At 67.3% G+C, this 11633-nt stretch carries 12 protein-coding genes; 9 read left to right on the forward strand and 3 right to left on the reverse strand.

Translation table 11 applies throughout. From position 1 onward, the window contains the following. The first annotated feature begins 32 nt into the window (after positions 1 to 32). The 4 genes from frmR (at position 33) to fghA (ending at position 2742) form a co-directional block, all read left to right on the forward strand. Positions 33 to 308 (forward strand): formaldehyde-responsive transcriptional repressor FrmR, encoded by a 276-nt coding sequence (gene frmR, locus AC27VL_RS17830; RefSeq protein ID WP_005411009.1) that lies wholly within the window; start codon positions 33 to 35, stop codon positions 306 to 308. A gap of 62 nt (positions 309 to 370) precedes the next feature. Beyond that, entirely contained in the window at positions 371 to 1480 is a 1110-nt protein-coding gene (locus tag AC27VL_RS17835) for an S-(hydroxymethyl)glutathione dehydrogenase/class III alcohol dehydrogenase (RefSeq protein WP_100554206.1), read from the forward strand. 8 nt (positions 1481 to 1488) lie between these two features. Further along, positions 1489 to 1848, forward strand: coding sequence for a YqcC family protein (locus tag AC27VL_RS17840; RefSeq protein WP_165378069.1), 360 nt, complete (start codon positions 1489 to 1491; stop codon positions 1846 to 1848). Between the two features lie 63 nt (positions 1849 to 1911). Further along, positions 1912 to 2742, forward strand: a complete 831-nt coding sequence (fghA, locus tag AC27VL_RS17845; RefSeq protein WP_488767671.1) for an S-formylglutathione hydrolase — start codon at positions 1912 to 1914, stop codon at positions 2740 to 2742. A 72-nt stretch (positions 2743 to 2814) separates the two neighbouring features. Here the strand turns inward: fghA and AC27VL_RS17850 are convergent, their stop codons facing one another. Further along, a complete protein-coding gene (locus AC27VL_RS17850) occupies positions 2815 to 3678 on the reverse strand; it encodes a PA4780 family RIO1-like protein kinase (protein ID WP_099820969.1) in 864 nt (287 codons plus the stop codon). A 233-nt stretch (positions 3679 to 3911) separates the two neighbouring features. Between AC27VL_RS17850 and AC27VL_RS17855 the strand changes: the two genes are divergently transcribed. After that, entirely contained in the window at positions 3912 to 5357 is a 1446-nt protein-coding gene (locus AC27VL_RS17855) for a GGDEF domain-containing protein (protein WP_100553531.1), read from the forward strand. Positions 5358 to 5399: 42 nt separating this feature from the next. Here AC27VL_RS17855 and AC27VL_RS17860 read toward each other — a convergent pair whose 3' ends face one another. Then, positions 5400 to 5870, reverse strand: a complete 471-nt coding sequence (locus tag AC27VL_RS17860) for a hypothetical protein (RefSeq protein WP_488767674.1) — start codon at positions 5868 to 5870, stop codon at positions 5400 to 5402. Between the two features lie 11 nt (positions 5871 to 5881). After that, positions 5882 to 6322 (reverse strand): universal stress protein, encoded by a 441-nt coding sequence (locus AC27VL_RS17865; RefSeq protein ID WP_108265927.1) that lies wholly within the window; start codon positions 6320 to 6322, stop codon positions 5882 to 5884. Between the two features lie 141 nt (positions 6323 to 6463). On the opposite strand from AC27VL_RS17865, the gene AC27VL_RS17870 reads away from it, so the two are divergent. The 4 genes from AC27VL_RS17870 (at position 6464) to AC27VL_RS17885 (ending at position 11576) form a co-directional block, all read left to right on the forward strand. After that, positions 6464 to 7381, forward strand: coding sequence for a LysR family transcriptional regulator (locus tag AC27VL_RS17870; protein WP_100462647.1), 918 nt, complete (start codon positions 6464 to 6466; stop codon positions 7379 to 7381). A 154-nt stretch (positions 7382 to 7535) separates the two neighbouring features. Continuing rightward, entirely contained in the window at positions 7536 to 9065 is a 1530-nt protein-coding gene (locus AC27VL_RS17875; protein WP_191078194.1) for an MFS transporter, read from the forward strand. A gap of 22 nt (positions 9066 to 9087) precedes the next feature. Then, positions 9088 to 10170 carry an HlyD family secretion protein gene (locus AC27VL_RS17880; RefSeq protein ID WP_488767678.1) on the forward strand — a complete coding sequence of 361 codons (1083 nt, stop codon included), beginning with the start codon at positions 9088 to 9090 and terminating at the stop codon, positions 10168 to 10170. After that, on the forward strand, positions 10167 to 11576 hold the full coding sequence (locus AC27VL_RS17885; protein ID WP_488767680.1) for an efflux transporter outer membrane subunit: 1410 nt from the start codon (positions 10167 to 10169) through the stop codon (positions 11574 to 11576). Before AC27VL_RS17880 ends, AC27VL_RS17885 begins: the two co-directional genes overlap by 4 nt. Positions 11577 to 11633: the final 57 nt, after the last annotated feature.

The raw sequence follows: 11633 nt of genomic DNA on the forward strand, positions 1-11633 counted from the left end.
ATCCCCCAGTATAGTTCCGAGGCCGGCCTGCCATGCCGCACTCCCCCGAAGAAAAAAAGAAGGTTCTCGCCCGCGTACGCCGCATCCGCGGCCAGTGCGATGCGCTGGACCGCGCGCTGGAAGCCGGCGCCGACTGCGGGCCGGTGCTGCAGCAGATCGCCGCCATCCGCGGGGCGGTCAACGGCCTGATGTCCGAAGTGATGGAAGCGCACCTGCGCGAGGAGTTCGGCCAGCCCGCTGCGTCCGATGAACAACGCGCCGAACGCGTGCGCGACATGAGCGCGTTGATCCGCTCGTACCTGAAATGAACGACGGCGCGACACAGCGCCGCGCATCCTGTTTTCCGCAAGCCTTTTTGGAGAGTGCCATCATGAAATCCCGTGCCGCCGTCGCCTTTGGTCCCGGCCAGCCGCTGCAGATCGTCGAGATCGACGTCGCCCCGCCGAAGCAGGGCGAAGTGCTGGTCAAGATCACCCACACCGGTGTCTGCCACACCGATGCGTTCACCCTGTCCGGCGATGATCCGGAAGGCCTGTTCCCGGTGGTGCTGGGCCATGAAGGTGCCGGCATCGTGGTGGAAGTGGGCGAGGGCGTGACCAGCGTGAAGCCGGGCGACCACGTGATTCCGCTGTACACCGCCGAGTGTGGTGAATGCCTGTTCTGCAAGAGCGGCAAGACCAACCTGTGCGTGTCGGTGCGTGCCACCCAGGGCAAGGGCGTGATGCCCGATGGCACCAGCCGCTTCAGCTACAACGGCGAGCCGATCTACCACTACATGGGCTGCTCGACCTTCAGCGAATACACCGTCGTTGCCGAGGTGTCGCTGGCGAAGATCAACCCGGACGCCAACCCGGAGCATGTCTGCCTGCTCGGTTGCGGCGTCACCACCGGTATCGGCGCAGTGCACAACACCGCCAAGGTGCAGGAAGGCGACAGCGTGGCCGTGTTCGGCCTGGGCGGTATCGGCCTGGCCGTGATCCAGGGCGCGCGCCAAGCCAAGGCCGGCCGCATCATCGCGGTGGATACCAATCCGTCCAAGTTTGATCTGGCCCGCGAATTCGGCGCCACCGACTGCATCAACCCGAAGGATCATGACAAGCCGATCCAGCAGGTCATTGTTGAAATGACCACCTGGGGCGTGGACCACAGCTTCGAGTGCATCGGCAACGTCAACGTGATGCGTGCGGCGCTGGAATGCGCGCACCGCGGCTGGGGCCAGAGCGTGGTAATCGGCGTAGCCGGTTCGGGCCAGGAGATCTCCACCCGTCCGTTCCAGCTGGTCACCGGCCGCAAGTGGATGGGTACCGCGTTTGGCGGCGTGAAGGGTCGCAGCCAGCTGCCGGGCATGGTCGAAGACGCGATGAAGGGTGATATCGAGCTGGCGCCGTTCGTCACCCACACCATGGACCTGGACAAGATCAACGAAGCTTTCGACCTGATGCATGAAGGCAAGTCGATCCGTTCGGTGGTCCATTACTGAGGCGTGTCATGGGCTGGCTGGATGCCCTGCGCCGGCCGCGTGCGGAAGACCCGCGCGCGGCCCTGGTGGCCCCGATCGAGCAGGCGCTGCGCGCGCTGGGCTGGGTCGTGGGCGAAGTGGGGCCACCGCGTGCGGTGACCTCGGCCTTCGGCAGCGACGATGGCATGTCGTTCGAGCAGTGGCTGGGGCAGGTATTCCTGCCGCGTCTGCATGAGGCCCGCGCTGATGGCCAGTGGCCGCCGCGCAGCAACGTGGCGGCGGCGGCGTATCGCAATCTTGATGGCCAGCCTGACGTCGAGCCGTTGCTGCGCTTGCTGGCGCAGCTGGACGAACTGATCAACAAAGGCATCCACGCCGTGCGTGGATAAGCCGACCAAGGTCGGCATCTACCAGAAGCACGCGTGCGCTGACGCGCCGCGCAGGAGAACATCATGGAACGTATCGAACACCGCGCCTGTGCCGGCGGTTGGCAGGACGTCTACCGGCATCATTCGACCACGCTGGGCTGCGACATGCAGTTCGCCGTATACCTGCCGCCGCAGGCCGCCAGCCAGAAGCTGCCGGTGCTGTACTGGCTGAGCGGGCTGACCTGCACCGAGCAGAATTTCATCACCAAGGCCGGGGCGCAGCGCTATGCGGCCGAGCACGGCGTGATCATCGTCGCCCCGGATACCAGTCCGCGCGGCGATGATGTGGCCGATGCCGAGGGCTATGACCTGGGCAAGGGCGCGGGCTTCTATCTCAACGCCACCCGTGCGCCGTGGGCGAAGCACTACCGCATGCACGACTACGTCGCGCAGGAACTGCCGGCGCTGATCGAAGCGAACTTCCCGGCTACCGATGCGCGGGGCATCAGCGGCCATTCGATGGGCGGCCACGGTGCACTGGTGATCGCGCTGCGCAACCCGGGCCGTTACCGCAGCGTGTCGGCGTTCTCGCCGATCGTCGCGCCCAGTCACGTGCCGTGGGGACAGAAGGCGTTCACCGCCTACCTCGGTGACAACCCGGCCGACTGGGCGCAGTGGGACGCCTGCCAGCTTGTGACCAATGCCGGCGAGCGCCTGCCGCTGCTGGTCGACCAGGGCGAGGGCGATGAGTTCCTGCTCACCCAGCTGCAGCCGCAGCGCCTGCAGCAGGCCTGCGATGCCGCCGGCCATCCGCTGAGCCTGCGCCTGCAGCCCGGCTACGACCACAGCTATTACTTCATCGCCAGCTTCATCGGCGAGCACATCGCCCACCACGCGCGCGCACTGAAGGCCTGACCCTGTAGCCGAGCCCACGCTCGGCTGCTCTGGCTTGTCCGTAGCGTCGAGCCGCCACGCATGGCGTGGCGCTTATACGTCGTCGTCTTCTTCCGCCGCTTCACGGCCCTGCTGGCGGATCAGGGCTTCTTCGCGCGCATCGTTGATGGCGTGGCGCACGCTGTCGAGGTCGACGGTAGATTCATCGTGCACAAAGGTGCCGGTGAGCTCGCTGTCCGGCAGCAGGCTGCCAGCCTCGAACAGCGCCCACATTTCCTCGCCATACCAGCTGTCCAGCAGTTCAGGGGCGAAACGGCCCAAGTAGGCGGTGAGGTTGTTGACGTCCCGCAGCAGCATGCTGCGCGCGGCGTTGTTGCCGCCTGCACTGACCACCTGGGGGAAATCGATCACCACCGGGCCATCGGGACCGACCAGCACGTTGTACGGCGAGAGATCGCCATGGATCAGGCCGCAGCACAGCATGCGCACCACCTGGCGGACCAGGGTCTGGTGGAACTGGCGGGCCTGTTCGGGCTCCAGTTCCACTTCGCCCAGGCGGGCGGCGGAGAAACCGTCGGCATCGGTGACCAGCTCCATCACCAGCACGCCGTGGAAGTAGCCGTATGGCTCGGGCACGCGCACGCCGGCATCACGCAGCAGGTACAGCGAGTCCACCTCGGTGTTCTTCCAGGCCGTTTCCTGCTGCTTGCGGCCGTACTTGCTGGCCTTGCCCACCGCACGCGCCTCACGGCTGCCGCGCACCTTGCGGCCTTCCTGGTACTGCACGCGCTGCTGGAAGCTGCGCTGGGCCATGTCCTTGTAGACCTTCGCGCAGCGCACCTCGTTGCCGCTGCGTACCACGTACACGGCCGCTTCCTTGCCGCTCTTGAGCGGGCGTAGCACTTCATCGATCACGCCGTCGTCGATCAGCGCGCGCAGTCCTTCGGGGGTTTTCACGGGATATCTGGGGTGGCCGGCGCGGAGGCGCTCGCCAGGATGGGGAGGGATTTTCGCATTTTACAGGTCGCGGCTGTCGGGCGGCTTCCCGGCTGGCCCGCGAGCGTCGCCGGGCAACCATTTCGCGAGACGGCTGCCACTGTCGCGTATCCGTCTTTTCCAACGCGGATCACGCCGCTGTGGCGTGGCGGCGCGCTATCGTGCCGCCATACGGCCTTGCGCATGGGGGATGCATGCTGGTTGTGCTGGCGCTGATGTTCGTGATCTGCCATGGCGTGGTCGTGGCGTTCTGGCCGGGTACGGCCGGTGGGGGATCGTTCGTGTTCCTGACCGCGGCGCCTCTGCTGGCCGCCGCGGCCTGCCTGTGGCGTGGCCAGCGCGACCGCGCTGCACTGGGCTGGCGGGCCACTGCAATCGCGCTGCTGCTCTGGGCCGGTGGCATGGCCTTCAACATGGCCGACGCACTGGGGGCCGGACGGTCCGACATCACCCCGCGCGCCAGCCTGCTGTTGTATGTGCTGTACGGCGTGCCGCTGGTGTTCATCCTGGCCCGCGCCCGTCGCGAACGCCGGATGATCAGCCTGATCGACGGCGTGATGGCCGCGCTGCTGGGCGTGCTGTTCTTCGTGCATACCCAGTCCTTCGCCGACCGCATCGACATCGATGACCAGGCGATGGCCCACATGCAGCGCATGTTCGACATCCAGAACCTGTGCATCGCCGGCTTCGCGGTGGTGCGCTGGGTCGCCGGCGACGCGCCTGAACGGCGCAGCTTCTACCGCGCGCTGGCGCTGTACGCATTGTCATATCTGCTGCTGGCGTTCTACATCAATCACTACACCTCCGAACAGTCGTTCGGCGCCTACAACGATCTGTTGATCGACCTGCCGTTCCTGCTGTTGGCGGTACTGGCGCTGCGCCAGGCGCCTGCGCCGGGCTTCGTGCTGCATCCCCGCCTGCTGCGATTGGTGCAGGCGGGTGGGCCGATCATCCTGCCCTTGCTGCTGCTGGTGGTCGGCACTCTGGTGGTGGACCACGCGCGGCCTTTGGCAGTGACTGGCTTCGTGGTGGCGACACTGGGCTTCGGCCTGCGCAGCACCCTGCTGCAGATCGACCTGCTGGAACGGCAGGCGGGCCTGGATCAGCTGGCGCGGCAGGATGGCCTGACCGGCGTCGCCAATCGCCGTCAGTTCGATACGCTGCTGCTGGCCGAATGGAACCGTGCGCGCCGCAGTGGCAGCGAGATGGCGTTGCTGCTGGTGGATATTGACCATTTCAAGGCATTCAACGACCAGCACGGTCATCCCGCCGGTGACCGTTGCCTGCAGGCGGTGGCTGCGGTGCTGCAGGCCACCGCTGGGCGCGCGGCCGACAGCGTGGCGCGCTATGGCGGTGAGGAGTTCGCGGTGATCGTGCCCGGCAGCCCGCTGTCGGGTGTGCTTGCGCTGGCCGAGCGTCTGCGCGAGGCGGTGGAAGCATTGCCACTGCCGGAAGGCCCGGTCAGCATCAGCGTGGGTGTGGGCTACCTGCATCCGCCGGCGCTGGCCAGCGCCGAACAGCTGCTGGCCGATGCCGATGCGGGCCTGTACGCGGCCAAGCGTGCAGGCCGCAACCGGGTGATCCTGCACGCGCACGTGCTGGACGACCACGGGGGCGCGCACGACACGCTGGACTGTTGAGCACGCCTGCGCCACGGCCGCGGCAGGAACGTACGCGGCCGATCAGCGCTGGCGCAGCCATCCGGCCGGATCCAGCAGGCGCAGGCCCACGGGTGACAGCGACCGTTGCCGCAACGTCAACGGCGTGGCGTGCACCGCCGCCGCACAACATGCCAGTTGTCGACGCAGCGGCGCCAGCACATCGTCCTCGCGTGGGCGTGCGTGCCGCCATTGCGCAATGCGCAGCAGACAGACCAGCACGTCCAGTTCGCTGGCGGAAATGAAGGGCGATCCGGCCGGCAGCAGTTCGATCGGTGCATGTGGCGTGGCCAGTAGCGGCAGCAGTTCACGGAAGGCGTCGCGCCCTTCGGCATCCAGGCCCAGGGCGGCCAGTTGCAGCAGGCCCTCGGCCTGCAGCGCAGGGTCGCCCAGTTGCCGCAGTGCAGCCAGCAGGGCTTGTTCGCCGCGACTGAATTGACGGCCGAAGGCGCGATAACTCACGCGGGTGGGAAATACAGGGGAACGTGAGGCCATGCCGGGAGTACCTACGGATCGCGCGTTTCCACCAGCACCGGGCAGGGCGCGTGGTCGATGGTCCATTGCCCGACCGAGGGCTCGAACAGACGCTGCAGACGTGACAGGTGGCGGTGGCCGATGACGATCAGATCGCACTGCAGGCGGCGCGCCTGCGCGCTGATCACTTCGCCCGGGTCGCCGGACGGTAGTTGTGCGATGGCGTCCACGCCGCGCTCGCGCAGCTCGGCCAGGGCGTCGGCAAGCACGGCTTCGGCGTGCGCCTGCTGCCGGGCGGCGGCGGGATATTCGCGGCGGTCGGCATCGCTGGCATCTGCTGCAAGTGCGAATTCGGGGTCGAGCACGCACAGCAGGTGCAGACGGCTGCGGGGGCCAGCCATGGCGGCGGCGAGGTCCAGCACGCGGTCGTGCTGGGGGCCGCCATCAAGCGCGACCAGCAGGGTGTTGAACATGAAAAGCTCCTTTGCAGGGCGGTGATGGTCGCGCATGTCGTCGCGCGCACCCATGCCGTGCGCCGCAGTCAATGCGTGCGCAGGACGCAACTCTGGTTGGTTTGGATTGCAGTAGAGTCATCGCATTTACGGGAGACTGCCATGCCCCTGCCGGACCTGAACCTGTTGCTCGCACTGGATGTGCTGATCGACGAATGCAGCGTGGCCGCCGCCGCGCGGCGGATGAATCTCAGTGCGCCGGCGATGAGCCGTACCCTCGGCAGGGTGCGCGTGGCGCTGGGTGATCCGGTGCTGGTGCGCGCCGGCCGTGGCCTTGCCCCCACACCCCGCGCGCTGGAACTGCGTGAGCAGGTGCGCGATGTGATCGAGCAGGCACACCGCGTGTTCAATGCCGGCCGCGAGGTCGACATGGCCACCTTGGAACGCACGTTCAGCGTGCGCGCCAATGATGTGTTCATCGGCAGCTATGGCGGCCGCCTGCGTGAGGTGTTCCGCCAGCAGGCACCGCGTTGCATGCTGCGCTTCGTGCCCGAGGGCGATACCGATGACGATGCGATGGTGCAGGGGCGGATCGACCTGTACATCAGTACGGCGGGCAAGCACAGCCCGGAAACCAAGGTGCAGCACCTGTTCACCACTTCTCTGCTGGGCGCTGCACGCGAGGATCATCCGTTGTTCGACGGCGACATCAGTGCCGAGCGCTTCGCGGCCTGCGACCATATCGCCGTGTCCCGGCGCGGGCTGGCGCACGGCCCGATCGACGAGGAACTGGCCGTGCTCGGCCTGCAGCGGCGGGTGGCGGTGGTCATCCCCACCTTCCACGGTGCGATCTTCGCTGCTGCTGATTCAGACCTGGTCCTGCCGCAGATGCCGAGCGTGATGCTCGACCGCATCACCCACATGGGTCTGCCACTGCGCATGTTCCCGCTGCCGGTGCCGGTACGCACCGTGGCACTGGTGCAGGCCTGGCACCCGCGCATGGACAACGACCCGGCGCACCAGTGGCTGCGGCGGGCGATCAAGGTGATGTGCGATTCGGTCGAGGCGGCCCGCCACTGATCGCCTGCAGCCGTGCGCCGGACGCACGACTGCGATGCCGGACACGCCATTTTTCGCAGGCAACGGCCTTTCTAGACTGCGCTCCCGATAGTTTCACTGAGCGCAATCCAATGACTCCACATATGCCGTGCACTGCACGGATCGGCGGCCGGCAGTGAGCACGCCTGTCGCCGTACTTCCGGCGCCGGCAGCGCCCCGGCCCGTCGCCGCACCCGGGCTCGACCGGCGCATCCTGGTAGGGCTGTGCGGTGTGCTGCTGGCGGTGCTGGTGTCGGGCTTCAACGAGAACGTCACCAAGGTCGCACTGGCCGACATCCGCGGGGCGATGGGTTTCAGCGTCGATGACGGCAGCTGGATCGTGGCGCTGTACAGCGCGATGTCGGTCAGCGCGATGGCGTTCGCACCGTGGTGCGCCGCCACCTTCTCGCTGCGCCGTTTTGCGTTGGCGATGATCGGCGGCTTCATGGTGCTGGGCGTGCTGTGCCCGCTGGCACCCAACCTGCAGACCTTTCTGGTGCTGCGCGCGTTGCAGGGCCTGTGCGGTGGCGCGTTGCCGCCGCTGTTGATGAGCGTGGCGCTGCGCTTCCTGCCGCCGGGCATCAAGCTGTACGGCCTGGCCGCTTACGCACTGACTGCCACCTTCGGGCCGAGCATGGGCACCCCGCTGGCCGCGTTCTGGGTGGAGCAGGTGGGCTGGCACTGGGCGTTCTGGCAGATCGTGCCGTACTGCCTGGCAGCGATGGCGATGGTCGCCTGGGGGCTGCCACAGGATCCCCTGCGGCTGGAGCGCTTCGCACAGTTCGACGGCGTCGGCCTGATGCTCGGCCTGCCGGCGCTGGTGCTGCTGGTACTGGGCCTGGTGCAGGGCCCGCGCTTGAACTGGTTCGACTCGTCGTTGATCACCCTGATGCTGGGTGGCGGTGCGGGTCTGCTGGTGCTTTTCATGGTCAACGAGTGGTTCCATCCGTTGCCGTTCTTCAAGCTGCAGCTGCTGGCCAACCGCAACCTCAGCTATTCGCTGATTACTCTCGGTGGCGTGCTGTTCGTGCTGCTGGCGGTGATCTCCATTCCCTCCGGCTTCCTCGCCAGCGTGCAGGGCTATCGGCCGCAACAGACCGCGCCGATGCTGCTGTGGGTGGCGGTTCCGCAGGCAATCGCGCTGCCGTTGGTAGCCGCATTGCTGAATATCCGCGCGGTCGATTGCCGTTGGGTGCAGGCCACCGGCCTGGCGCTGCTGGCACTGGCCTGCTGGTTGGGCGCACATCTGGACGTGAGCTGGATCCGAGACAACTTCCTGTGGGTGCAGTTGCTGCAGGTGTTTGCCCAGCCGATGGCGGTGCTGCCGCTGCTGATGCTGGCCACCGGTGGCCTTGCGCCACAGGATGGCCCCTTCGCCTCGGCGTGGTTCAACACGGTGAAGGGCTTTGCCGCGGTACTGGCCAGCGGCGTGCTTGAAGCGGTTGCGCAGGGACGCCGACATTTCCATTCCACCGTGCTGGTCGACCGCCTCGGCGAACAGCCGTGGCTGGCCGAGGGGCCGCAACTGGGCGCGCGCCTGCATGCGCAGGTGCAGGCATTGACCTCGGCCGATCTCTACCTGCTGGTCGCGTTGGTCGCGCTGGCCTTCATTCCTCTCATTGCCTGGATGCCCACCCGCATCCATCCGCCACGTGCCGTGGCCTGATCCCCTTCGCAGGAACCCCCTCATGACAATCAATCGAACGTATCTCAACGCCGGCCTCGGCCTGGGCGTGCTGGTGCTGGCCGGCGCCGGGTGGCTGCTGCTGCGCGATGGCCGCCACCAGACCACCAACAACGCCTATGTGGTTGCTGACTACACGGTGGTCGCACCCAAGATCGCCGGCTTCGTCAGCGCGGTGGACGTGCAGGACAACCAAGCGGTGAAAGCCGGTGACGTGCTGGCCCGCATCGATGACCGTGACTACCAGGTCGCGTTGCTGGCCGCCCGCGCCGACCTGGCCAATGCACGTGCACAGCTGGCCAACGCACAGGCGGCGCTGGCACAGCAGGGCTCGCTGATCGAACAGGCCAGGGCGAGTGTGGATGTCAGCCGCTCCGAGCTGACCCTGGCCAGCGCCGACCAGCAGCGTTACCGCGAGCTGGCGCGCGACGGTGCCGGTACCGTGCAGAACGCACAGCAGGCGCAGTCGAAGCAGGCCGTGGCCAGTGCGCATCTGCAACAGGGGCAGGCCGCATTGTCGACCGCACGCCAGCGCACCGACATCCTCACTGCCGGTGTGCAGGCCGCGCAGGCAGCGGTGCAGCGTGCCGAAGCCGCACAGGCACGCGCCGAACTGGATCTGTCGCACACCGAGCTGCGCGCACCGATCGACGGCATGGTCGGGCGCCGCGCAGTGCGCGTCGGTGCCTACCTGACCCCGGGCACGCCGGTGGCCGCAGTGGTGCCGCTGCAGCGCGCCTTCGTGGTCGCCAACTTCCAGGAAACGCAGATGACCCGCATGCAGCCGGGGCAGCAGGTTGAGCTGACGGTGGACGTGTTCCCCGGCACGCCGCTGCGTGGCCATATCGACAGCATCGCACCAGCCACCGGCGTGACGTTCGCCGCGATTGCACCGGAGAACGCCACCGGCAACTTCACCAAGGTAGTGCAGCGCATTCCGGTGAAGATCGTGCTGGAGCCGGAGCAGGCATTGCTGGGCCAACTGCGTGCCGGCATGTCGGTGGAAGCCAGCGTGGATCTGCAGAGTTCGCAGCGGGTACAGAGCGCGCAGCGCGAGCAGCGCCGCAAGGGCGGGGAGGGCGCATGAACCGAGTATTCCCACGCGTACTGGCGACAGCGGCGGTGTGCACGGTGCTGACCGCCTGTACGCTGGGCCCGGACTTCGTGCGCCCGCAGGCCGAACTGCCCATGCAATGGCAGGGCGAAGCAGTGGCGTCAGCTGTGCTGGATGACGATGTCCGCTGGTGGTCCGGTTTCGACGACCCGCTGCTGGGGCAATTGGCGACGCAGGTGCTGCAGGCCAATCTCGACCTGCAGCTGGCCGCCAACCGCGTGCAGCAGAGCCGCGCCGCGCGGGGTGTCACCGCTGCCGATCGCCTGCCCAGCGTCAGTGCCACTGCCACTGGCGTACGCGCGCGCAACAGCGAGGTAGGCCTGAACGATCCATCCGGTAATGGCGGTCGTGAAGACTATGGCTTGTTCCAGGCCGGCATCGGCATGAGCTGGGAACTGGATCTGTGGGGCCGCGTACGCCGCCAGGTGGAAGCCGCCGACGCACGCGTACAGATGGCCGAGGAAGATGCACACGCGGTGCGTATCGCGCTGCTGGCGGAGACCGCGCGCGATTACCTGCAGTTGCGCGCAACACGCCAGCTGCTGGCCATCACCGAGGACAACCTCAGCATCGCCCACGACATCAAGCGGTTGACCGAAGCGCGCCAACGCCAGGGCGTGGCCAGCACGTTGCAGGTGTCCAGTGCGGCGGCACAGGTGGCATCGTTGCAGGCGCGCATCGCGCCGTTGCGGCATCGCGAATCACAACTGCGCAATGCGCTGGCGTTCCTGCTGGCGCAGCCACCGCAGACGTTGGACGCACAGTTGCAGAACGCGCGCCGCGACTGGCCAGCCTTGCCGACCGTCGCCGTGGGCATGCCCAGTGAGCTGGCCGAGCGTCGCCCCGATGTCCGCCGTGCCGAGGCCGCACTGCATGCAGCCACGGCGGGTATCGGCGTGGCCAAGGCCAGCTTCCTGCCGCGCATCACCTTGAATGGCGATGCCGGTTTCCAGGCCAGGCAGCTGGATGACCTGGATGGTTGGAACGCGCATCGCTTCAGCGTCGGGCCGTCGATCAGCCTGCCGATCTTCCAGGGCGGACGCCTGAAGGCCAACCTGGCGTTGAGCAGGCTGCAGCAGCAACAGTCGGCGCTGCAGTTCCGCCGTACCGTGCTGCAGGCCTGGCATGAAGTGGACGATGCCATCGACGGCTATGCCGCCGAACAGCAACGCACCGCGCAGCTGCATGTGGCGGTGGATGAGAGCGAGATGGCGCTGGGCGCTGCGCGTCGGCAGTACCAGGCAGGCGTGGTCGACATGCTGGATGTATTGAGCACGCAACGCATCGCGCTGGACAACCAGGCCGCGCTGGCCAACAGCCAGGCCACAGCCGCGATTGCACGCGTGGAACTGTATCGCGCGCTGGGCGGCGGTTGGTAGGGCGCAGGATGGGGTAGTGGGGGGGGGGGGGGGGGAGGGGGGGGACGCCTTAGTTTG

Source organism: Stenotrophomonas sp. 14P6.2.3 (assembly GCF_057799055.1).